At 68.6% G+C, this 20974-nt stretch carries 22 protein-coding genes and 5 pseudogenes; 13 read left to right on the top strand and 14 right to left on the bottom strand.

The features are described from left to right. The 4 genes and pseudogenes from dnaK to ADK86_RS44310 form a co-directional block, all read right to left on the bottom strand. The coding region (gene dnaK, locus ADK86_RS07375; protein ID WP_078951898.1) for a molecular chaperone DnaK at positions 1–1175 on the bottom strand (1175 nt) is incomplete at its 3' end. Positions 1176–1237: 62 nt separating this feature from the next. Then, positions 1238–1579 (bottom strand): J domain-containing protein, encoded by a 342-nt coding sequence (locus ADK86_RS07370; protein ID WP_053695851.1) that lies wholly within the window; start codon positions 1577–1579, stop codon positions 1238–1240. A 716-nt stretch (positions 1580–2295) separates the two neighbouring features. Continuing rightward, a complete protein-coding gene (locus ADK86_RS42995; RefSeq protein ID WP_159393800.1) occupies positions 2296–2457 on the bottom strand; it encodes a hypothetical protein in 162 nt (53 codons plus the stop codon). Positions 2458–2608: 151 nt separating this feature from the next. Continuing rightward, positions 2609–2773 (bottom strand): annotated as a pseudogene (locus ADK86_RS44310) (Hsp20/alpha crystallin family protein); the annotation flags it as partial. Positions 2774–3188: 415 nt separating this feature from the next. Here ADK86_RS44310 and ADK86_RS07365 point away from each other — a divergent pair. The 3 genes from ADK86_RS07365 (at position 3189) to ADK86_RS07355 (ending at position 4745) form a co-directional block, all read left to right on the top strand. Next, entirely contained in the window at positions 3189–3776 is a 588-nt protein-coding gene (locus ADK86_RS07365) for an HdeD family acid-resistance protein (RefSeq protein ID WP_053695850.1), read from the top strand. 81 nt (positions 3777–3857) lie between these two features. Continuing rightward, the gene (locus ADK86_RS07360; RefSeq protein ID WP_078951896.1) at positions 3858–4211 is read left to right on the top strand and encodes a hypothetical protein; all 354 of its coding nucleotides are present in this window, start codon (positions 3858–3860) and stop codon (positions 4209–4211) included. Between the two features lie 111 nt (positions 4212–4322). Beyond that, positions 4323–4745 (top strand): Hsp20/alpha crystallin family protein, encoded by a 423-nt coding sequence (locus ADK86_RS07355; RefSeq protein WP_053695849.1) that lies wholly within the window; start codon positions 4323–4325, stop codon positions 4743–4745. A gap of 428 nt (positions 4746–5173) precedes the next feature. On the opposite strand, the gene ADK86_RS07350 is transcribed toward ADK86_RS07355, so the two are convergent. From ADK86_RS07350 to ADK86_RS07340, 3 genes are all read right to left on the bottom strand, one after another. Further along, entirely contained in the window at positions 5174–5392 is a 219-nt protein-coding gene (locus ADK86_RS07350) for a hypothetical protein (protein ID WP_053695848.1), read from the bottom strand. A gap of 56 nt (positions 5393–5448) precedes the next feature. After that, a complete protein-coding gene (locus ADK86_RS07345; protein WP_053695847.1) occupies positions 5449–6240 on the bottom strand; it encodes a hypothetical protein in 792 nt (263 codons plus the stop codon). 1346 nt (positions 6241–7586) lie between these two features. Then, a complete protein-coding gene (locus ADK86_RS07340) occupies positions 7587–8558 on the bottom strand; it encodes a LuxR C-terminal-related transcriptional regulator (protein WP_053695846.1) in 972 nt (323 codons plus the stop codon). 215 nt (positions 8559–8773) lie between these two features. Between ADK86_RS07340 and ADK86_RS07335 the strand changes: the two genes are divergently transcribed. From ADK86_RS07335 to ADK86_RS07320, 5 genes are all read left to right on the top strand, one after another. Continuing rightward, complete coding sequence (locus ADK86_RS07335) at positions 8774–9868, top strand: alpha/beta hydrolase (RefSeq protein WP_053695845.1); 1095 nt, start codon at positions 8774–8776, stop codon at positions 9866–9868. Positions 9869–9899: 31 nt separating this feature from the next. Next, the gene (locus ADK86_RS07330; RefSeq protein ID WP_053695844.1) at positions 9900–10742 is read left to right on the top strand and encodes a hypothetical protein; all 843 of its coding nucleotides are present in this window, start codon (positions 9900–9902) and stop codon (positions 10740–10742) included. Between the two features lie 109 nt (positions 10743–10851). Next, on the top strand, positions 10852–11961 hold the full coding sequence (locus ADK86_RS07325) for a trypsin-like serine peptidase (RefSeq protein ID WP_234345753.1): 1110 nt from the start codon (positions 10852–10854) through the stop codon (positions 11959–11961). A gap of 414 nt (positions 11962–12375) precedes the next feature. Further along, the gene (locus ADK86_RS44305) at positions 12376–12624 is read left to right on the top strand and encodes a hypothetical protein (RefSeq protein ID WP_234345752.1); all 249 of its coding nucleotides are present in this window, start codon (positions 12376–12378) and stop codon (positions 12622–12624) included. Continuing rightward, positions 12575–12967 (top strand): DJ-1/PfpI family protein, encoded by a 393-nt coding sequence (locus ADK86_RS07320; RefSeq protein WP_053695842.1) that lies wholly within the window; start codon positions 12575–12577, stop codon positions 12965–12967. Before ADK86_RS44305 ends, ADK86_RS07320 begins: the two co-directional genes overlap by 50 nt. A gap of 73 nt (positions 12968–13040) precedes the next feature. On the opposite strand, the pseudogene ADK86_RS07315 reads toward ADK86_RS07320, so the two are convergent. From ADK86_RS07315 to ADK86_RS44295, 4 genes and pseudogenes are all read right to left on the bottom strand, one after another. Further along, a pseudogene (locus ADK86_RS07315) lies at positions 13041–14021 on the bottom strand (IS481 family transposase); the annotation flags it as partial. 104 nt (positions 14022–14125) lie between these two features. Beyond that, positions 14126–14281, bottom strand: coding sequence for a hypothetical protein (locus tag ADK86_RS43705; RefSeq protein ID WP_199834367.1), 156 nt, complete (start codon positions 14279–14281; stop codon positions 14126–14128). A gap of 202 nt (positions 14282–14483) precedes the next feature. Continuing rightward, positions 14484–14921: pseudogene (locus ADK86_RS44300) on the bottom strand (Lsr2 family DNA-binding protein); the annotation flags it as partial. Positions 14922–15230: 309 nt separating this feature from the next. Beyond that, positions 15231–15458 (bottom strand): hypothetical protein, encoded by a 228-nt coding sequence (locus ADK86_RS44295; RefSeq protein ID WP_234345751.1) that lies wholly within the window; start codon positions 15456–15458, stop codon positions 15231–15233. Between the two features lie 200 nt (positions 15459–15658). On the opposite strand from ADK86_RS44295, the gene ADK86_RS42990 reads away from it, so the two are divergent. Together ADK86_RS42990 and ADK86_RS07300 are read left to right on the top strand one after the other, a co-directional pair. Continuing rightward, positions 15659–16045, top strand: coding sequence for a hypothetical protein (locus tag ADK86_RS42990; protein WP_159393799.1), 387 nt, complete (start codon positions 15659–15661; stop codon positions 16043–16045). Between the two features lie 762 nt (positions 16046–16807). After that, positions 16808–17161 carry a hypothetical protein gene (locus ADK86_RS07300; RefSeq protein ID WP_053695839.1) on the top strand — a complete coding sequence of 118 codons (354 nt, stop codon included), beginning with the start codon at positions 16808–16810 and terminating at the stop codon, positions 17159–17161. A 55-nt stretch (positions 17162–17216) separates the two neighbouring features. Here the strand turns inward: ADK86_RS07300 and ADK86_RS07295 are convergent. Both ADK86_RS07295 and ADK86_RS44290 read right to left on the bottom strand, forming a co-directional pair. Then, positions 17217–17620, bottom strand: a pseudogene (locus ADK86_RS07295) (hypothetical protein). Next, on the bottom strand, positions 17617–17889 hold the full coding sequence (locus ADK86_RS44290; protein ID WP_234345750.1) for a hypothetical protein: 273 nt from the start codon (positions 17887–17889) through the stop codon (positions 17617–17619). Before ADK86_RS44290 ends, ADK86_RS07295 begins: the two are co-directional and overlap by 4 nt. Positions 17890–18309: 420 nt before the next feature. Here ADK86_RS44290 and ADK86_RS07285 point away from each other — a divergent pair, with 420 nt between their 5' ends. The 3 genes from ADK86_RS07285 to ADK86_RS07275 all read left to right on the top strand — a co-directional run bounded on the left by ADK86_RS07285 (position 18310) and on the right by ADK86_RS07275 (position 20762). Further along, entirely contained in the window at positions 18310–18885 is a 576-nt protein-coding gene (locus ADK86_RS07285) for an Imm21 family immunity protein (RefSeq protein ID WP_234345749.1), read from the top strand. A gap of 807 nt (positions 18886–19692) precedes the next feature. Further along, complete coding sequence (locus ADK86_RS07280) at positions 19693–20121, top strand: DUF4240 domain-containing protein (protein WP_234345748.1); 429 nt, start codon at positions 19693–19695, stop codon at positions 20119–20121. A gap of 110 nt (positions 20122–20231) precedes the next feature. After that, a complete protein-coding gene (locus ADK86_RS07275; protein WP_078951899.1) occupies positions 20232–20762 on the top strand; it encodes an SMI1/KNR4 family protein in 531 nt (176 codons plus the stop codon). Between the two features lie 27 nt (positions 20763–20789). On the opposite strand, the pseudogene ADK86_RS40555 reads toward ADK86_RS07275, so the two are convergent. After that, a pseudogene (locus ADK86_RS40555) lies at positions 20790–20974 on the bottom strand (transposase); the annotation flags it as partial.

Below are 20974 nucleotides of genomic sequence, written 5' to 3'. Positions count from 1 at the left end.
GTGTTCCGCTCGATGAGCTTGGTCATGATGCCGCCCTTGGTCTCGATACCGAGGGACAGCGGGGTGACGTCCAGCAGGAGGACGTCCTTGACCTCACCCCTGAGGACGCCGGCCTGCAGCGACGCGCCGACGGCCACGACCTCGTCCGGGTTGACGCCCTTGTGCGGGTCCTTGCCAGTGAGTTCCTTCACCAGGTCCGTGACGGCCGGCATCCGCGTCGAACCGCCGACCAGGATCACGTGGTTGATGTCGGAGATCTTGATCCCCGCGTCCTTGACCGCATTGTGGAAGGGCCCCTTGCAGCGTTCCAGCAGATCGGCCGTCAACTGCTGGAACTGCGCGCGGGTGAGCTTCTCGTCCAGGTGCAGCGGGCCCTCGGTGGACGCGGTGATGTAGGGCAGGTTGATCGTCGTCTCGGTGGACGAGGACAGCTCGATCTTCGCCTTCTCCGCGGCCTCGCGCAGCCGTTGTACGGCCATCTTGTCCTTGGACAGGTCGACGCCGTACCCGTTCTTGAACTGCTTGACGAGGTGGTCGACGATCCGCTGGTCCCAGTCGTCGCCGCCCAGGCGGGTGTCACCGTTGGTGGCCTTCACCTCGATGACGCCCTCGCCCATTTCGAGGAGCGAGACGTCGAAGGTGCCGCCGCCGAGGTCGAAGACCAGCACCGTCTGATCGCTCTCCTTGTCCAGCCCGTACGCCAGCGCCGCCGCCGTCGGCTCGTTGATGATCCGCAGCACGTTCAGGCCGGCGATCTCACCGGCCTCCTTGGTGGCCTGCCGCTGGGTGTCGTCGAAGTAGGCGGGGACGGTGATGACGGCGTCGGTGACGTCCTCGCCCAGGTACGTCTCCGCGTCCCGCTTCAGCTTCTGCAGGACGCGCGCGGAAAGCTCCTGCGCGGTGTACCGCCGGCCGTCGATGTCGCCGCTGTCCGGGAACCGCCAGCCGTGGTCCCCCATGTGCCGCTTCACGGAGCGCGCGGTGCGCTCGACGTTCGTGACGGCCTGCCGTTTCGCGACCTCGCCCACCAGCACGTCACCGCTCTTGGCGAAGGCCACGACCGACGGTGTCGTCCGAGCCCCTTCCGTGTTGGTGATCACGGTGGGCTCGCCACCTTCGAGGACCGAGACGACCGAGTTGGTGGTGCCGAGGTCGATGCCGACCGAGCGCGCCATCTTGTTCTCCTCCTCACGGTTGCCGGAAACTGCCGGGCTCGCGGATCCGGACGACGTCCGCTTCAGGCTCTCCGCTCCCACCGGACCGGTCCCACTCGCAGCGGCGGCTCGGGCGGCACACCACCGTCCACCCGGACTGCCACGACCCGGTGCACCGAGCGGGCCGGGGCCGGGGTGGGCACGGTGTGCTCGCGGTCGTAGGCGGCGCGCAGCCTGGGGTCGCGGAGGGTGTCGTAGGCGGCGCGCAGTCGGCCGTACCGCTCCGCCGTGTCGGCGTCGACACGTGTGTCGGGACGCAGTTCCCGCACGCGGGCGCGGAAAGCGGAGGTGATCATCTCGGCCGTCGCCGAGGGGCGCACTCCGAGGACCGCGTACACATCCGTCGTCCGGTGCTGATCCCGCACGTCACGTCGCCTCCTCACCAGCCGCGAGCTGCGAGTCCGGACAGACTTGCCCACCGATAGAGATAAAACTTGAGCGGACCCTTGTCAAGGCTGCGCCCTGTGAAGCAGACGCAAGGAGAAGGCGCACCGGGCTCCCGGGCCCGGACGGACGGAACCGGCCGGGCGAAAGGCGTGCGACGATGCTCCTCCTTCGCGCGGAAGCCTTCCAGGGCTTCGACCGGCTCGCCGGCAGGTACTCGGCACCACCGCCGGACCGGCCGCCATGCCGCTCGACGCGCACCGGGACGACGGCAGCCTGGTCGTCCACTTCGACCTGCCCGGCGTCGATCCCGCCGCCGTCGCCGAGGCTGTCCAGGCCAGACCTGCTGTCGTCGTGCGGACGCCGATTCTCCTGGCCGCGGCCCAGGTGACGTCCTCGAAATCTGGGCCTCTTCACTGGGCCCCTTCGGTGAGTTCGAGGATCTGGAGACCGCACTGCCCGTCGGCGGGTCTCCGGCGGAACTTCCCGTCCGAGCAGTCGAAGCCCACCATCGGACGCAGGTCGGCTCGCAGTGCGGCCCTGGACCTTTCGACTCTGCGAAAACCGGCCCGACCTGTCCAGCGGGGACGGTCGGACCGGCATGCTTGTTGCGTTGTGGGCGAATCGCCCATCGAGGTCAGCCGCTGTTCGAGGTTGTGGCGGCATGGTCGGGCAGGGACGGTGGCGGCGGCGGTGGTCAGTGGTTGCCGAGGGCGGTCCGCAGCCGCTGGTGGTGGTCGAGGTCCTCGAAGGTGTCGCGGTCGGGCGGGCCGGGGTTGCTGCGTGCGGCGTTCCAGGCCCAGGCACTGGCGGCGATGCCGGTGGTCAGCGGGGTGAGCAGCCACAGCAGGGCGCTCACGGTTCAACCTCCTTCGGTGGGGCGGGATGGGCGGCTTCTCAGGCCGTGAGCTGCTTGGGCGTGCCGCCGGAGACGGTGACCTTGCGTGGTTTGGCGTGTGCGGCCAGCGGATGCGCAAGGTGAGCACGCCGTTGTCGTAGGCCGCTTCGGCGGCTGCGGTGTCCAGGGCGTCGGACAGGGGCAGGCGCCGGGTGAACTGTCCGGTGGGACGCTCGGTGAGTACGGCCCGGGCGTCGGCCGGGACCGGCGAGGGGCGCTCCGCACGGAGGGTCAGGGTGTTGCCCTCCGCGGTCAGTTCGATGCTGGAGCGGTCCATGCCCGACAGGTCGAACTGTAGGTAGAGCGCGTCGTCGTCGCGCCAGACATCCGCCGGGATGACGGTGCCCGCCGAGGCCGTGGCGCTGTGTGCGAGCTGGTGCACCAGCCGGTCGAGACCGTCCGGGGCGCCGTTGCGCGCAAGCATTCCCTGTTCTCCTTTCGCTTGAGACGTCACAGCCGTCGCAGGTGGCGGAGCTTGCCGCCTGAGCCACTTGCCCAGCCACGTATCTATGAACTCACCGCAAGTCTCTTGACAAGCCTGGAGCAAGCTGACAACAGCCGACTCAACTTTGTATGACGGACCGTGAACACTCGGTCGCATCGACGGCCGTGCCTCTCCGAGAGCAGGTGCCGCGCCTCTCCGGAGGCGGGTTCGGGGCTGCCGACGCAGGGAGTTGGAAGGGAGGCCGTTGGTGGCGGAAAGAACGAAGACTGTCTGGCTGCTGGGGGCCCGCGGGGCCGCTGCGGTCATGTTCGGTGTGCTGGCGCTGCTCTGGCCGCAGCTGACGGCGCTGGCCCTGGCCTTGGCATTCGGCGCGTACGCGCTGGTGGACGGGGTGATATTCCTGGGGGCGGCCTGGCGGAATCGCGGTGAGCGCTGGTCCGCCCTGGCTTGCGCGGCAGCCGGTGCGCTGAGTGTGGTGGCCGCGATGGTGACTTCCCTGTGGCCGGGCCTGACGGCATTGGCGCTGGTGGTCACGGCAGGTGCCTGGGCTGTTGTCACGGGCTGCCTCGAACTGTGGGCCGCCCTCCGGATGCGGCGGGAGGTGCGGCACGCGTGGCTGTGGCTCGCCTCCGCCGTGGTGTCGGTGGTGGCGGGTGTGCTGCTGTGGCTGCGCCCGGATGCCGGCGCGGAGGCCCTCTCACTGGTGCTAGGGGTCTACGCGTTGGTCGCGGGCGGTGTGCGGCTGGCCTCGGCCTGGCGTGAGCACCGTGCGCACACCGGGCGCGCGAACCGGTCGTGGAGGCGGCCCGCCTCCGGGGCCCGCGTGGCCCACTGACGAGTCCGGCCCTCGTACGTCCCGTCACGGCGCACCCCGGGCCGCCGCCTGCGGTGCGCCGAGGGAAAGTTCGGAAGGCGGGTGAGCAACGTGACACGGCTGTACGTCAAGGACGGCGATCTGGTGGTGCGCCTGCCCTGGCGGTGGGGGCTCGCGGCGCGGCGCGCCACCGTGCGCCTGCCGCTGGCTTCGGTGGGCGAGATCCGCGTGGAACCGCACTGGTGGCGGGCGGTGCGCCCGCGCCCCGGGCGTGGTTACCGCTTCCGCCCGGGACGCTGGTGTGTGGGCGAGCTGGAGCACGTCCACGGCCGGGACTTTGTCGCCCTACGCACGCAAGGGCCGGTGCTCGTGGGATCGGCCCCCGGCCCCGACGCCCCCTACGCCCGTCTGGCGGTTTCGACACCGGACCCCGAAGGCGATGCGGCCTGGCTGTGACAGGCCACCAGAGCGACGCAAGGCTGAGTCAAGCATTGTCAACTTTCCTCTGGCGGGCTATGTAAGAAGTAGAACGCGCTATGCGGGACGATGTTGAAGGAGGGACGAGACATGCTGATGCGTACGGATCCCTTCCGCGATCTCGACCGGCTCGCCGAGCGGGTCTGGGGCACGGCCGCGCGCCCGGCCGGCATGCCGCTGGATGCCTGGCGCGAGGGAGACGGCTTCTTCGTGGAGCTGGACCTGCCGGGTGTGGACCCGGAGTCCATCGATCTCGACGTCGAGCGAAACGTCCTGACCGTGAAAGCCGAACGCAAGCCGACGTACGGCGAGAACACCGAGACGGTGATCACCGAGCGGCCCGTGGGGACGTTCAGCCGGCAGCTGTTCCTCGGTGAGACCCTCGACACCGGGAAGATCGAAGCCTCCTACGAGGCGGGCGTGCTGAAGCTGCGGGTCCCGGTCACCGAGCAGGCCAAGCCGCGCAAGATCGCCATCAGCGGCGGCGGTGACCGCAAGGAACTGGGCAGCTGAGGGCGGCAAGCCGCGTCTGCAGGGCCCCGGGCGGGCCATAGCCCGGGGCCCTGTCGCCGTCCGGGACCCCCAGCGGTCGCCTGTGCTGTTGTGAGCGCGCGGTAAGCGTACGGACTGCCCTCCGAGCCGGTACGGGGAGCGCCGCGGGAAGTTGCTGGAACTGCTGGAAGGCGGCCCGCCGCAGATCCGCCCGGTTCCGGCGACCACCGACCTCGGCGAGGCGATGGGCTGGGTGGGCGCGCTGGGCGGCGTTGAAGGTGTGTTGTAGCCAGGGTTTGGCACTGACCAGTTGACCGTTCGACGCTACGAAGGCGATCGCTCGGCCCTTCAGGAGATGGGCAAAGGTTCGCGCCGGCGCGTCAATCGAGACCGGTCCGCTCCTGGCATCCGCCTTGGCTGGTGTGAGGTGTGGCCCGGTCTCGATGGTGTCAGCGTGTGGATCGCCGCTTGGCCACGTATCGGGCGACTCGGGTGGCGCCCATGAGTACCGGTGCCGTGGCGATCCCTCCGGCCAGCCCCCACAGGATGCTGGCCGCGAAGGACTGGTCGCCCACACGCATGCCAAGGACCACCCCCAGCCCGCTCAACACCGCGAGCGAGACGGTCCGCTCAACGCCGGAGTAACGGCTCGCCAAGTCGTCTGTCATTTCGGTGCTCCTCACAGGTCATGTGGTACGGGATCGAAGGAAGACGGCGTCGGCTGTCAGCTGAAAAGGCCGCTGATCGCTCCGGCGACGCCCCCGGCCACGCCTGATGCGACAGCTCCGGGGAGGCATCCGGCTCCTCCGGCGAGGGCACCAGCCGCACATCCGCCGATCATTCCGGCGGTGACTCCCTTGGCCGCATCGTCCAGCCACTTGGGGTCGGCGACGACGGGAAATGCCGTGGAGCTCGTGGTCCGTACCGTTTGGACGAGGGTGTTGCCGTCGACGCGGTAGCTGGTGGGTACGGGGTTGCCGTTGGCGTCCTTGGCCCAGGGGGTGGCGAAACCGCCGAGGAAGCTGCCGTTCTTGGCGATGGCGGCGACCGCGCCGTTGCCGAGCTTGACCAGGCGGGCACCGGCGGGCAGGCCGATGTCGTAACGCTGTTCGCGCGGGGCGGTGGCGTCCTTGAGGACGGCCAGGGCGCGGATGCCGCCGTCGGTGGTGGGCTGGACGGCGAGGTCGGTGGCCTTGGCCGTGCCGGGGTAGACGGTGGTGTTCTTGCCGGCCTTGGCGCCGGTGACGTCCTTGGTGCCGGGAAGGGCGATGGATACGGCGTCACCCGTCGCGGTGGTGGCCTTGGCGTCCCCGGTGGAACGCTGGGGGATCGCGGTGCCCGGGGCCGGGGCCGGGGCGATGTCGGTGGTGCCGGTGGCCTTCTCGACCACGGCCGCGGTCCGCTCGGCCGGGGAGGGGGTGTGGCTGGCGAAGACGGCGGGGGCGGCTCCGAGGGTGAGTGCGGCCGCGCTGATGGTGGCGGCGATGGTGCTGGCTATGCGCTGGCGGTGGTTCATGAAGACCCTTCGTAGGCAGATGCGCAAGCCCTTGACGCCTAGTAGTGGCATATGCCAGGGGCGGGTGATCTTGAGCCTGGCATATGCGGCAAGGCGCCTGGAAGGTTGAACAGGTGATTACCCGGAGAATCGGGGCTCTGGTCCCAGAGCCTGCGGGCCGGATGGCTGGGTCGCCTATCGATGAGGCCCAAGTGATTGGCGTGATAGTCGGGACTTTGGTCCCGGACCGGCCTGGCCGGGCCCGCTACTGGCGATGCCGCAGAGGTGGCCGGGGTAGGTGCCGTTCGGGCGGCGGTCCGCATTGCCGGAGGTGCCGTTTGTGGCTGGGGCAGGCTTCGGTGCGCTGTAGGTGACGTGGGTGGGTGGAGCAACGGCGACCTGAGCAGTTGAGTGGAGCGGTTGCGCGGCCAGCGGCGTCCCAGTCGCCGGTTCGCAGCACTTTCGGTAGGGGCGCATCCCGCTAGGTATATGGTCAGTGACCGAATGTGCACAAGGTGTGGTGTCCAAGCCGGACAAGCCCTACGCTGCGGGCCGTACGGCCTCCGGATGGCTCAAGTGGAGGAGGCGTCACACCCTGGAGGCCGCCGTCATCGGCGTGACGCAGTACCCCGGCGGGCCAGGCATTCGTCCTGGACCTGCCCCGTACGGGCGGGCGCGGAATGCGCGCGGTGGGCGTGAGCGGCGACTGCTGACCAACCCGCCTCCCTACGGCCGCTGCCGCGCTCGGGGAACACCAAGCGACGCTCAGCAGGGCGCGGCAGCGCCCCACGGTGCACGCCCGTATCCCTTCGCTCTGTTCCCCCGAACTCATCTCGCAGGCGGCCCAGTTCCAGCCGACCGTGACACCGTCTCGTCCAGCACCTTCGCGAAGCGGACACGGGCAACGCAGCGCACAGGCGGCAGCCTGCCCTGCAACGACGGCCGGAAGGAGGCCACGGGAGGCCGTCCTTCAGTGGACGCCGCCCAGCGAGCGGTCGGCGAACAGCTGCATCCCTGACCGCGCGGAGTTGACGATCCCGAGTCCGGACACGAGAAGAGACGGCTCAGCCAGACCGATTGCCTCTTCTGATCTCCCGCATCCCCAGGACGATCTGCTGTAGAGAGACGAGTGAGATGCCGAGCAGCACCCAAAGAGTCAATGCGGAGCGGACCCAGAGGAGGCTCACCATTGCTGTGACCACGCATATCGCGAGAGCCAGGAAGGCCCATCTGACACGCGTGGCACCGCGCGCAACACCAGGCATCCGAACCTCCGGTGACACTCTCGCCGACAGCTCCGTCGGCGCCCCTCGCACGATCGGGCCGCCCACCAGGGTGTCTACACCGTCGTAGCGGTAGCAGCCCCTTCAGAGCCAGCCGCGCCGCGCCGCCTGGACCCCTGCCTGAAAACGGGTGGTGGCGCCCAGCCTGTTCAGGAGCGAGGAGACACGCCGTACGACGGTACGGCGCCCTACCCCCAGATGCCTGGCGATCGCGTCGTCGGTGGCACCGCTGGCCATGAGCGTGAGGATCTGACGGTCCCGGGCGTCGATCTGCGTACCGATCCCCGCTGCCGAGACCGGAACGGCGAGTCTCCACAGGGATTCGAAGACGTTAGACAGCGCCTGGAACAGGCTGGACGGACGGATCAGGAGGGACATGACCCCGCTGTGGTCGTCGGCGGCCAGGGTGACCACCGCCAGATCACTGTCGCAGATGGCCAGCTTCATGGGCGGATCGTCCAGGGTCCGCGCCTGTTCCCCCGCCTCGATCATGCGGGCCATGTTGGGCCACGCGATGGGGTCGTCAAACGCGGAGCCGTGGTAGATGGCGCGGTAGACGACCCCGGCGGCCATCCGCTCACGCTGCAGCGTTTCCTGCGTGAGGTAGTGGTCGGCCGTGCCGGAGTACGGCGGTACGTCGATGACCCGGATCTGCTGGCGCGCCGCCTTCTGGAGCTGCCGGCTGACCGCCAGCATGCGTGCGGGGCCCTCGACGACCTCCAGCGCGCTGTAGTGGCCCGCGTCCCTCCTGGCGGAACGGTAGAGCCGTTCCAGCTCGGTACCGGTCTGGCGCAGTGCCGTGCGCAGGGCGTCATCGCGCTGCAGCAGCGCCTCAACGACCTGCGTGGGCGGTGCCGCTTCCCAGGAGGCATCTGCGGCCTCGGAGGCCGTCGTGACGACGACGTTTTCGTCGGCGAGTTCCTCGAGCACCGTACGGACGTCGGTCTCGCTCAGGCCGGCCCGGGCCGCCAGCCGTGCGGCGGATTCGTGCGGGTGGCTGACCAAAAGCCGGTAGACCCGTCCCCGGTCGGAGTCCGGGTCCAGCACATCGTGCACGACTTCCCCCTCGCCGTACCGAAGCCGGTCCGTCCGGCTCCTGGAGCGTACTGCGTGCGTAGCGCACTCGCGCCAGTGGCCCAACTGCGCCACCTGGGCCTATAGCGCCACGCGGGGTGTTGCGGTGTGATTCCCGGTGACTGGCTGAACCACCCGTCCCATGGCCTCCACCCATCCCGAGGACACCTGGCCTCCAGCCCACCCAAGGACATCTGATGAGATCAGCCCTGCCCGCCCGGCTCCTGCGCGTGAAGGCAGCAGTCGTCGCCGCCGCAGCCCTGTTACTGCTGGGCGCCCCTTTTCCCCGAGCTGAGGCAGCGGGCCCGAAGCCGCCGGAGATGAGCGACGGCTTCGGCCTGACCCAGGTCGGCGGCGCCACCGGCTCCGCCACCAACTTCGTCGTCACCGTGACCACACCCGAGGTCGCCGGTGAGCACCGTATCCGGGTCCTGCTGCCCGCCGACTACGCCGACCACCCCGAAAAGCGCTATCCGGTGCTGTACTTCCTGCACGGCGCGTCCGACGACCCGGGCAACCCGAACGTGGCCTACCCCGCTCTCACCGTGGCGCAGTCAATGATCACGGTCATTCCGGACGGCGGCCGCCGGGGCTGGTACACCAACTGGCTCGACCAGGGCACCGTGGCCGGTGCGCAGAACTGGGAGAGCTTCCACATCAGCCAGGTCATCCCGTTCATCGACGCCAACCTGCGCACCAACGCCCACAAGCAGGGGCGGGCCGTCGCCGGTCTCTCGATGGGAGGCTTCGGCTCCCTGCACTACGCCCAGCGGCACCCCGATCTGTTCAGTCAGGTCGCCACGCTCTCCGGCGCCAACGAACTCTCGATGAACCACGCCGTCATGCGCGCGGCCGTCGTCGCCACGCTCACCAATGTCGGCGCCCCGCTGTGCGGCAGTTCCAACCCCACCTGCAGCCTCGACTTCGGGCCCCCGGTCTCCAGCGACGCCGTCTTCGGCACGCCGTACCCGATCCTGGGCGCCGACTGGCGCTGGAACGAGGCGGACCCGGTCTCCCACATGGACGTCCTGGCCCGGGCCGGAATGGGCATATCGATCTACACCGGCAACGGCAAGGGCAGTGCCACCGAGCCGGAATTTTGGGTGCAGTCGGCGTCCCAGCACGCCAAGGAGCGTCTGGGCTCCCTCGGTTACCCCGCGCACTACGTGGACTACGGCGACGGGTCCGGCTGGGGCACCGCATGCGACGGCGGCCACACCAGCGGCTGCTGGGCGCAGGACCTAGTGGACTTCGTACCGCGGCTCGAAGCGGCCTTCGCGGCATCCGCCTGACCTTCCGCTCCCGACAGACAGGATCGCGCACATGATCAGACGACTGGGCATTCTGCTGCTGAGCCTCACCATCATCTGGACCGTGGCGGTCGGCGCCGCCCGGGCCGAGGCGGGCAAACGCGTCCACAACGGCATGCAGATCCTCTTCAGCCCGTCGCTGCCGTTCGCCTTCTGCACCATCGGCGCCGTGGGCACGGACAAGTACGGCCACCACATCGCCATCTCGGCGGGACACTGCCTCAAGGACCCCGACGGCACGTACGCGGACCGCGAAATCCCCGAGGACGTCGCGCCCGTGTACGACCGGGCGGACACCGAGTTCGGCCCGATCGGGTATGTCCGCTACTTCAAGGACCCCGAAGGCTCGGGCACCGGACACATGACCAAGGACTACATGGTCATCGAGCTGGTTCCGCAGGCGACGCTCTCCTCGCAGGGCCCCTACCTCAAGCAGACCGGCGAGATGAAGGTCCCCGGCGGGACCCCCAGCCCGAACGCCCCGCACCCCGCACTCGACACCGAGCGGCTGCTCGCCACCGGCGACAACGAGCTCATCGTCTCGGGCCAGACGGGCGTGTGGTTCGGAACCATCATGGACAACACAGGCGGCATCTACCGGTCTGCGGCCGCGAACCTGACCGGTGACTCCGGCGGCCCGGCCATCTGGCACGTGCCGGGAACCGAGCTTCCCTCCCAGGACAACAACTTCCAGGCCTCCGGCCCCTGGGCCGGGATCACCAAGGCCATAACCCTGTCCCTGCCGCCGTTCGAGTACACCAGCTCGGCCAATATCCTCGCCGACCTGCGCGCCCGCGACCGCGCGGCACCGGCCGGCGTCTTCGGTGCGGGATTCGAGGTGACCGCCAATCCGTGAGGCCCGCCCCGGCGCGCCCCGCACCACCGGGACAAGAAAAGCCGCTCAGGTCACCCACCGGACCCGTCTCCTCGAACCGCCCCAGGAGGGAAGAGCCTTGCTCATCACCATGCCGTCCAAACGCGTGGTCACTGCCGCACTCTGCCTGCTCGCACTGGTGGCCACACTGCTCACCACGGCGGTGCCTGCGGCACGCGCGGCCGCAGTTCCCGCCTTTGAACTCAGCCCGCTGGTCCCGGCCGGCGCCGACTACGAAAAGAGGCTCAGGGCCGAGGTGGAGTACTGGACCCTCGGAAGGATGGCCGACGCCGGCCTCAACAACGAGGACCAGGACGCCACTGCGCCGCCGGGAGGCTGGGACGACCTCAGCAAGCCGTGGCCGCGCAAGCACGGACTGGTCTCCCGCACCGCCGGGAAAATCTTCATGGAGTACACGGACGTGGAGACCGGCGCCGTCTCGACGTCCTCGTGCTCCGGCAACGTCGTCAGCAGCGCCAACCGCAGCGTCGTGCTGACCGCCGCCCACTGCCTGCGCATCCACACCCCGCTCAACGTGGGCTTCGGCAACGTCGTCGCCACCAACATGGTCTTCGTACCGGGATTCAACGGAGCGAACCTGCCCCGCGACCCCGCCAGCACCCAACTGCCCGGCAAGGACATCGCCCCCTACGGCATCTGGGGAGTGACCCGCCAATGGATCACCAACACCTGGAGCCAGAGCGCCGACTGGCTGCTGGGAAGAGACATGGCCGCGGTCCTGGTCGCCAGCCCCGACGACCCGCGCCCGATCGGCGAGGTCACCGGAGGCCAAGACGTCGGCTTCAACCAGCCGCAGAACCAGACCCACCACATCTTCGGCTACCCGACCATCAACGAACGCAACTACTACCGCCCCGGCAACGTCCCCACCCCACTCCAGCGAACCTTCGACGGCCGCAGCCTCATGGTCACCCAGGGCACCACCCGCAACGACCCCGTCTACTACAACGACGTGATGGCCGGCGCCCAGTCGCCCGGCTGCAGCGGCGGCGCTCTGCTGCAGAACTTCGACCCCGCCACCGGCGCGGGCCTTCAGGTCGGGGTCTTCTCCCGCTACGACGATCCGGCCCAGATCATCGGCATCCTCGGCTGGGTACAGGGCCCCAACATGAGTTCCACCCATTTCGGTACCGAGGAGCAGGCCGTCTACAACGCCGCGCAGACGGCGAGCCGGGCATAGGCCCGCCGACGCACCCGACACCATAAAGCCCCCGCGGTACAGGACCCGGGGCCGAACCGCAGACGCAGGCAGCGAAGGCGCACCAGACAGGGAGGCGGGGTGCGGGTGCGGTGCGGCTGGTGCCTGGCATCGGCCGTTCCCCGCTCCCGTCACCCGCACTCTGGGGGAGTGGGGAGCGCCGTTGGTCGTGAAGACGGCACGTGTGGACGGCGCCGAGAGTGGTGAGGTTTCCGGCGAGGCCGTAGCAGCACGGCCAGACGCCAGCAGAGGCCGTTGGCAGTCTCGTGCTTGGCCCTGAACACTTACGTACCTGAACGGTACCGATCGCAAGAACCCTCCCAAAAGATCGCCCGCGCACTGCGCGGAACGGGCATCCGCCCGGACGGAGCCAGCGGATGTGCTGCTATCGGGGCTATGACTGATCAGCGGCGCGTTGTGATCGTCGGATACGACGGTGCGCAGATTCTCGACATCGCCTGCCCGAGCGGTGCTTTGGACATCGCCAACCGCTACGGCGCGGCGCCGCCCTACTCCATCGAGCTGGGAACGCTCGGCCGCTGGGCTGTCCACACCTCGTCCGGGATCGCCCTGGGGCGCAGCGTGCACTGGGGCGGTGACCGGTCTTCTGGACACGCTGATCGTCGTGGGCGACGTCGGCTGTGAGGACGCGGCGGCCGACGAGCTGCTGCTGGAGCGTCTGCGCAGGCTGGCCGGATGCAGCCGGCGGGTAGCAGCGGAGTGCACCGGGGCCTATGTGCTGGCGGCCGCCGGCCTGCTGAAACACCGCAGGGTAACGGCCCATTGGGGAGGGGACAACCAACTGGCCGAGCGCCATCCGACAGTGATCATCACCACGGCCGGTGTGTCGGCTGGCGTGGACATGGCCCTCTACCTCACTTACCTGATCGCGGGAGAGGACGCAGCGCGAGCGATCCGGCTCGCCGTCGAATATGCCCCCGATCCGCCCTTCGACTCCGGCAACGCCGCAGACACCCAGCTCAAGTAACGCGCGCTGGAACCGCTCGCCGCGTCACAGGTCTGACCGGCATATGTACGAAGCCAACGCTGGGAGGCCCCGGCGTGTACTGACCCGTAGCGTTGTTCACGCGGCTGATGGGTGGCTGGCCTTGGAGTGCGGTGTGGCAGCGGTGGTGGTTGTAGGTGTGCAGGAAGTCTGCCAGGGCCGTGGTGCGCTCGTCGGTGCTGGCGTAGGGATGCAGGTAGGCCCACTCATCGAGCAGGGTGCGGTGGAAGCGTTCGACCTTGCCGTTGGTCTGCGGCCGGTAGGGGCGGATGCGCTTGTGGGTGATGCCGGCCCCGGCCAGGATCTGGGTGAACAGCTTGGCTTTGTAGCAGGAGCCGTTGTCGGTCAGGACCCGTTCGACGGTGATGCCGTGGGCCGTGAAGAAGGCGTGGGCCCGTTGCCAGAAGGCGATCGCGGTGTGCTGGCGCTCATCTGGCAGGACTTCGCTGTAGGCCAGGCGGGAGTGGTCGTCGACGGCGGAGTGGATGTAGCTGTAGCCGATCACTGGCTTGCTGCTCTTGCGCTGGTCGGTGGTGGCCTGCCGGTTGCGGTCGCCGGTGGGGCGGTCCAGCATCCGCCAGCCGCCGCCGTCGGGGATGTTGCCGAGCTTCTTGATGTCGACGTGGACCAGTTCGCCCGGCCGGTCGCGTTCGTAGCGGCGGGCAGGCAGGCCGGTGGGCCGGTCCAGCCGGGCCAGGCGGTTCAGGCCGTGCCGGAGCAGGATGCGGTGCACGGTCGAGGCGGGCAGGCCGGGAACCGGTCCGATGCGGGCCGGTCCCAGCTTGCGCTCGCTGTGCAGCCGGCACACCGCCGCTTCGAGCTCCGGCGGGATGCGGTGCGGGGTGGTGTGCGGCCGGCTGGGGCGGTCGTGCAGGCCCGCGTCGCCTTGCGTCCGCCACCGGCGCATCCACTTGTGGGCCGTCGGCCGCGAGATGCCCATCTCCGCGGCGACGTGGGCCACGGGCCGGCCGGAGCGGACCCGGTCGACCAGCAGCCTCCTGCCGAAGACGGTCAGCCGGGCATTACGGTGGGACACGAAGACCTCCGTTGTGTGGTGCAGCTTAGACACCTCCACCACACCGGAGGTCTTCGCCATGATCAAGCCAAGCGGGCTGTTCACAACGCTCGTGATCAATACACCTAGTGGTCCAGGACCAGCTCGTGCAGTACCGCCACCGCTGCGGCTTCCAGGGCCTGAAGAGCCATCACGGACAGCCGCGCGGAGCCGCCTGGCTCGTCGGGCTGTACCACGGTGCCGGTCACATGCAGCAGGTCGCCGGTCTGTACCTCGCTCAACAGCGTTTAGGTGAGAGCCGGGTCGCCGGTGGTGCAGGCGAGAGCCTGTCGGGTTCCTGCCCGTCGGCGGGGGAGAGGACCAGGTCGAAGCGGGCTGTGCCGGGGCGGGCTCCGGGGGCGGGGACGGCGTCGACGTAGCCGTCGACCGCCAGGTGGTGTCCATCAGTCGGCCTCCCCCGTTCTTCTGGTGGGCGTCGTACGCCTTCAGTACGGCCTGGGCGGGCCGCCCGCGGTCGGCGACCTGGTAGCCGGCCGCCCGGGCCCAGGTGCGGACCGCAGCGAGGTCTTCCGCGGACCGCCGGCGTGCGGTCGGGGACGGCTCGCCCACGCCCTCCGGGGCCGGGCCGGCGGGCTTGCCGTTCTTCGCCTGGCGCAGTGCCTGACGGGCGTGGGCCAGCTCGGTCTCCAGCCGGCTGACCTCGGCCTTGGCCGCCGCGACGGCCTGTTCGGTGGTCCGGCGCTGAGCAAGGTCGGCCAGGGCGGTGCGGGCCCGGGCGGCTAGCGCCTGGACGGATCTGGCGTCGTGCTGTTCGGCCCAGGCCAGCAGCGCTTCGAGCGGCGAGCCGTCGGCGCCGGGGGCGGCCGGGAGGCCCCGGCCCGGAAGCGGCCGCCGGTGTCGGTACGTCGGCGGTGCTCTCATCCGCGGCGTGCCGGTTGGCGTCGGCGAGTTCGTCCGCGGACAGGCCGAGCGTAGTGCGGACGTGCTCGGGGTCGTCGCCGTTCTTGAGCATCGAGGCGGCGATGGCCGTGTAGGTGGGGGCTTCGGTGAGCATCGGGTCTCCGGTCGGGGTGGCGTCGGCGCGGGGGAGGTGAGGGAGCAGCCGCACCAGGTCGTCTTCGGTGCTGGGCAGTCCGAGCGCGCCCAGCAGGCCGGCGAGGTCGTCCTTGTCACGGGCGTGCCGGGCGACCAGCACCGAGGCGGCGCTGTGCTGGCGGGCGCCGAGCGGGGTCAGGACAGGGCCTCTGCGTCGAGGGCCTCGCACATGTCGGTGAACATCGCTGGTCTCCTACGTAGCCGTCGTACGGAGCGTGCGCCGGGCACCGTCCAGCAGCAACTCGGAGTCGCGCTTGCGTTGGGCGGGGGCGAGCGGCGGTGCCCTCGGGGGCGGTGCCACAGCAGGGAGGCGGGCGGCTCGGGGTAGGCGAGCGCGTGATCGTCGCGGGTGGTGCTGCTCATGAGGGCCTCCGGGGAGGTTCAGGCGTGGTCGTCGTCGTGCCAGCGGCTGGTCTGGAGGTCGGAGGCGAACCGGCCGAGGCGGGCCTCGGTCGGGTGCGCGGTGATCCAGTTCTCGGCGCACTTCCCCGTCAAGTTCTTCTGTTCGGCTACTTGAAGTCCGTGGCTTCACGCAGCTTCTGGACGCTGAGAAGATCACTGCCATGACCATCTCGTTGCGCATCGACCGAATCCTCGGTGACCGTCCCTTCGCCGAGGTCGGTGATCCCGTCCTCGCCGTCGATGACGAGGGCCGCGGCCTGCTAGCAGTGGCGGGCGTGCACGAGTTCGGCAGCACTGCGCCTGTTGGTGTCTACGGCATCGATGATCTGACCTGCCGAGCGCTTCTCCGTGCGCGCTATCCCGTGCGCGCCATGGCTTTCCACCCCAGGCTCCCTCTCCTTGTGGTCGGCACGGGCGACTATTCTTCGAAGGGGAATTGCTCCTTCTGGACCTGGAGACGGGCAGCGCCACGTCGCTCATCGAGCACGAGCTCGGCCGCCAAGTCCTGGGCTTGGAATGGCTCAGCGAACAGGAACTACGCGTGCTAATGGCACCGCCTGACGACTGGCAGGACAAAGACGCGTGGAACGAAGGGCACATCGCGGTGGTACATCGGCCCGACTGGAGGATCGTACCGCCAAGGTCGATCACTGGATATGACCTGGCCGGACCACGGGTAGCGGCCCCGCGAACCGACCGTCGAGAGGATGCCCGCCGGACGGTCTCCGGTCTGAGTACGAACTGGGGCCCGCGACGCAACGTCCGCGCGGTTGAGGAATTGTCCGACGGCAGAATCGTGGCGACGCTCGATGGGGTCCAGTTGGAGTCCTGGCTGCCCTCGGGGCGACGGCAGTGGGCTGTCCGGGATGATGATGGTGGCGGCCGTGACATCGTCATCGCCGCAGATGAGCGATCGGCCTGGGTTGGTCTGGTGCGGCCTTCTTGGGAGGAGCGTGCTCAGGCCGTGGTCCGGCTCGCGCTCCAGGACGGGGCGCAGCTCGACCACCGCACTCCCGTCGGCCCTGTCTCCCTGGTGCGATGTGCTGATGGCCTGCCCGCCCTCGCACCCGCTGGGCGGAACGGGGAGCGGAGCAGGTTGTGTATCCGGCGCGGCAGCCGGATCTACTTCAGGGAAACCGTTTCAACGCAGGACGGGCAGCAGCCTGGACCACATGAAGCCTGGCTTGCGGCAGCGGACCTGGAGTCCATTACCGGTTGCCGAACGTCCGCGTGAGCCGAGGGGGGCGGAGGCCGATCATTTGTGTCCCTACTCCTGGAAGCCAGGTGAGACACACTTCGCCGGCCCCGGCGTGGAGACCGCCGACGGTGACCTGATTTATGCCGGCACTGTCTACCACGGCCACGGGTTGCAGCCCGGCGGCTCGTTCGTCGTACGGCGCACGGTGGCCAGTGAAGAGCCCACTTGGGTCTTTCGGACGGACCGGAAGGCCACGGACCTTGACCACGACATGGAGACCGTCTACGTCACGTACGACGACGGCGAGATCGTCGGACTCGATCTCCGTGATGGCTACGTCCGCTGGCGTCGGCACCTGACGGTTGCCGGAGTACCCGTCGTGGCGACCGCGCTGACCGCTACCGAACCCGGCCGGCTGCTCATTGGCACCACCGACGGGCGACTCCTGGACTGCTCAACCGTCTAGGAAGTGCCAATGCTGTGCAGGCACGCTGCGAGCCTTACCGACCAGAGCAGCCCTGTCACATTGTCGTCCGAGGGAACGGAATGACGTTGTCGGAGGCCGGTTCTGCTGATGCTGCTTTCCCCTGCGTGAGAACGGCGCTGGCGAGGGTCAGGCGAGTGACCAAGTCGCGGAGCTCTTGTATCTCGGTTCCCTGCTCGGCGATGGTCCTTGTGAGTTTGGCGACGGTTTACCTGAGTCGTTTCTCCGTTTCCGGGATCTGCTGGGTCTCGTTGCGGACACGTTCGTAAGACTCGTTCTTCAGGTCGACGTGCCGTTTGAGGAGGGCCATGCGGTGGACACCGGCCTCAGCGGCGAGGGCGACGACGGTGAGACTGCCACTGGAAGCGGTGGCCTGACCGGAGAGGGGCCGGTCCATGGCCTCGCGGATGCGGGTCGTTCGTCTTGGTGCTGCTGATTCATGCCAGGGCCTCCGCGGGGTGGGCGGCAGCATCGTGGGCGTCGGCCGTGGCCCGGAGTTGGTCGGCGTTCGTCCGCAGGCGTTTGCCGATGGGCTCTGGTGTGTGGGCGGCCAGCTTGTCGATTTCGTCGGCTCGCTCGCGCAGGAAGCGAGCGTGGGTGTCGGTGCGGACGGTGTTGCCGCAGCCGGGGCAGCAGTCGTACTGCCGCGGGGCGGTCGCTCCGGGGTCGGGTTCGCAGAGCCCGTTGTCGCGTCTGAATGCGCAGACCAAGAGCGCGTCGGGGGTGTCGAAGAGCGCAACGCCATCTTGGGCGAGGAACTTGGCTGCCTTCTTGGCGAACGTCTTGGGACGATGCGGCCCTCGAAGCGCGGTGTCTGCGCGGCAGCAGTGAGGGGCCGTCGGTCCGCGGGCCCGGAGATCTTCTCTCCGGCAGCGACGCGGTCGAGGGCGAGGGCGGTCCGGGTCACCGGCTGGTGGCCTGGATGGTGGTGATGAGCGCGGCGACGGTCTCCCAGCCATGATGCCAGGCACTATCGAGGTGGAAGGTGCCGTTGATGTCGTGGTCGGCGAGGTCTCAGAACACGCCCTTGCCGGTGTGGCGGGCGAGGGTTCCCAGTATCGGTAGGTTCGGATATTCGTCTGTGGAATAGCGCTCCAGACGCTGTCAGTGGACCAGGACAGACTGATCGCATGACCGCATCTCACAACGTCGCTCGTCACGCCCATGCCGATCTCGCTTGGGTGCAGTCGATGGGCGGCCCATTGATCGTAATTCCGGTCCCTGCGCTGGACCAGTGGGGCGGATGCACGGGAAACGGCGTGATCGTCGGCGGCACCGACGTTCCTGATGACTACGACCGTGCCTGTGATGTGGAGGGCTGGGCTGGGATCGTCGAGGTCGGCACCGCTGGGTCCGGTTTGGTGCTGGCCGACGAGCCCGCCACGACTTGCTACCTCTCTGAGCAGAACGTCTTCCTGCGGTGGCTTGCCGCCGACTCTGATGCCGAGTTGCTTGAAGCTGCCAAGGCAGTCATGGCGGACCCCGCGACCGACTGGGAAGATTGTGGGGTCTGGGAGACCGATGGGGCAGCGGTTCTCCTGGACTCCGCTGTAGCCGGAGCTGACCTGGCCGTGGAATACCCGGATCAGGGGGGCTTGCCGGAGCAGGCCCAAGTTTCCGTGCCGGCGGGACGCTGGAGCGTTCGTGCATTTCACAAGACGGGCGACTTTCCGTGGGTGGGGATCGTCCAGCTCCTTCCTGCGTAATCGGTCTCAGCCGTCTGATCGGCGGGCCACCTCGGCTGCGTATGCGGACCTGACGGCCCCGGCGGCCCAGCGTTCGGCAACTGTGGGGCTGATGCCGAGCAGACGCTGAAGGACTGCTGGCGGCATCTGTGTGCAGAGATCGAGCAGGGCCGCGCATCGTCCGGCTTCGGTAGGGAGTCCGATCGCGCGGAGGTGTCGGCTGAGTTGTTTGCTACCCGGTGGCTTGCCGGCCTCTGGGTCGGAAAGAGCCAGGGTGCGTTGAGGTCGTTCGACATCACGGTGTGCTGGTGATCGTTGGCGATGTCGACGAGCCGGAGGACCAGGCCGTCGAGGGGGCGGCAGCTTCAGGGGAGTACGGTTGAGGCGGAGGGCGACGCCGTGATCGTCGTGGATGACGCGTGCAGTGGTCAGTCGGCAGGTCCTCGCGGGATACCGGCCATAGAGCAGGACCATCAAATCGGCGACGCGGTCCCTGGTCTCGATGGAGCCGTCGTTCAGGAGTCGGCGGGCAGTCGCCCAGCGTTCGTCGGCGTCGAGCGTGTGGTGAAGAATCCGCCGCGGTCGGGCCGGGATACTGATTCCGGAGGCGAAATTGCTGCGGACCGCCCATCGAACGAACGATCCCAGGCCATAGGAGCCTTGGTGGTTCTCCGAGGTGAACCAGAGGCCGACGACGGCCTGTCGGCAGGATGCCAGGTTCGGTCGCGCCACGTTCCCCTGCTCCGTAAACGGGAGGCTTGCCCACAGCAGCAGCGAACAGGTGACTCCGAAGGTGGATTGTCAGACCCCTGCGTCATGCTCGATGGTGTGAACGAAGATACTTTCTGGCAGCTCATCGAGGATTGCAGGCCCACAGGACCGGACCCCGACTCCGAACACCTGGCAGCCGCGCTGACCGAGCACCTTGCTCGGTCTCCGGTGTGCGTGGTCACCGGCTTCGCCGAGCAGCTCGCCTGGGCTCTTTACCGTCTGGACCGCAAGGAGCTGGGACAGGGCCTTTCCAGTGACGCATTCCTCTACACACGCTGTGCGGTCGTCGCCGCCGGCCGTGGAGTATTCGAAGATGTACTTCAAGACCCGGGCGCCTTCGCCTCCCTCGCCACCGACCTCATCTGGGCCGAGAGCCTGCTCTACATACCGGACCACGCCTACGAACGCGTCACCGGCGAGGAATGGCACCGCAACACTCGCTACTCCTACGAGTCGTACTCGAACACCGGCGGGTGGGCTGCCTGAAGACCACCGCCTCCCATGAAACAGTGCCCGCCCCTCGGTGATCGTCCTCACGGAATGTGTGCCTGATCCCGAAACTCGTGAACGGAGCCCCCATGCCAAGATCCGGCTTCATGAGTGAGCGTTCGTTGTCGCCAGACTGGCTGTTGTCCTGGGCGAGCGCGCTGTCGCCGGTGTTGAGCGCGATGGTGGACGGCTTCGAGACCCAGCACGGCGTCCCGCCCGGCGTGAACGAAGTCCGCCTGGCCGACGACGATGACATCGAAGCGGTCGGCGCCTTGACGGCAACCGGTCTGGCTCCCGCCGATCTGCTGACCTTCTATGGCTGCATCGGCGCCATCGAGTTGGGCGATGTCGGCAACGGCTACTTCGTCAACTCGGCGGCCGACGTCCTTGCGTACTTTCGGGAGTACGGGCCGGTCAGCGTGCATGAAGGGCAGGAACCGTCCGGTCTGGTGATCGCTGCCGACGGCGGCGGATTGCTCTTCGTTGTCGAGTCCGACGGAGTCGTGCACCGGACGCGCACGGCATCGCTCGACGAGCCCGAGTTCGACAAGGCTGCTGATGACCTGCGGCATTTCCTGGAGCTTCTTGCCCAGTCGGTGACGCGGTTCACCGACACCGGCGAGCCCGGCTACCTCTAGGCCGTTTCTTTCGGATCGCCTCGCTGACCAGATGAAGGTGGCGGCGAGGTGGAGTCCGGTGAGGTAGATGGTGGCGGTCTTGTCGTAGCGGGTGGCCAGGCCGCGCCATTGCTTGAGCTTGTTGATGCAGCGTTCGACGGTGTTCCGCTGCTTGTAGGCCTCGCGGTCGAAGGCCGGTGGCCTGCCGCCTCGGCTGCCGAGCCGTTTGCGGT

It is taken from the genome of Streptomyces sp. NRRL F-5755, from assembly GCF_001279365.1.
GTDB classification, from domain to species: domain Bacteria; phylum Actinomycetota; class Actinomycetes; order Streptomycetales; family Streptomycetaceae; genus Streptomyces; species Streptomyces rimosus.
This window is presented reverse-complemented; position numbering and strand designations above follow the sequence as displayed.

Excerpts from the sequence above, each read along its gene's own strand:
- ADK86_RS07355 (WP_053695849.1), top strand. The coding sequence starts at position 4,323 with ATGCTGATGCGTACGGATCCCTTCCGCGATCTCGACCGGCTCGCCGAG.
- ADK86_RS07350 (WP_053695848.1), bottom strand. The coding sequence starts at position 5,392 with ATGACAGACGACTTGGCGAGCCGTTACTCCGGCGTTGAGCGGACCGTC.
- ADK86_RS07345 (WP_053695847.1), bottom strand. The coding sequence starts at position 6,240 with ATGAACCACCGCCAGCGCATAGCCAGCACCATCGCCGCCACCATCAGC.
- ADK86_RS07335 (WP_053695845.1), top strand. The coding sequence starts at position 8,774 with ATGAGATCAGCCCTGCCCGCCCGGCTCCTGCGCGTGAAGGCAGCAGTC.
- ADK86_RS07330 (WP_053695844.1), top strand. The coding sequence starts at position 9,900 with ATGATCAGACGACTGGGCATTCTGCTGCTGAGCCTCACCATCATCTGG.
- ADK86_RS07325 (WP_234345753.1), top strand. The coding sequence starts at position 10,852 with ATGCCGTCCAAACGCGTGGTCACTGCCGCACTCTGCCTGCTCGCACTG.
- ADK86_RS44305 (WP_234345752.1), top strand. The coding sequence starts at position 12,376 with ATGACTGATCAGCGGCGCGTTGTGATCGTCGGATACGACGGTGCGCAG.
- ADK86_RS44295 (WP_234345751.1), bottom strand. The coding sequence starts at position 15,458 with ATGAGCAGCACCACCCGCGACGATCACGCGCTCGCCTACCCCGAGCCG.
- ADK86_RS42990 (WP_159393799.1), top strand. The coding sequence starts at position 15,659 with ATGACCATCTCGTTGCGCATCGACCGAATCCTCGGTGACCGTCCCTTC.
- ADK86_RS07285 (WP_234345749.1), top strand. The coding sequence starts at position 18,310 with ATGACCGCATCTCACAACGTCGCTCGTCACGCCCATGCCGATCTCGCT.
- ADK86_RS07275 (WP_078951899.1), top strand. The coding sequence starts at position 20,232 with ATGAGTGAGCGTTCGTTGTCGCCAGACTGGCTGTTGTCCTGGGCGAGC.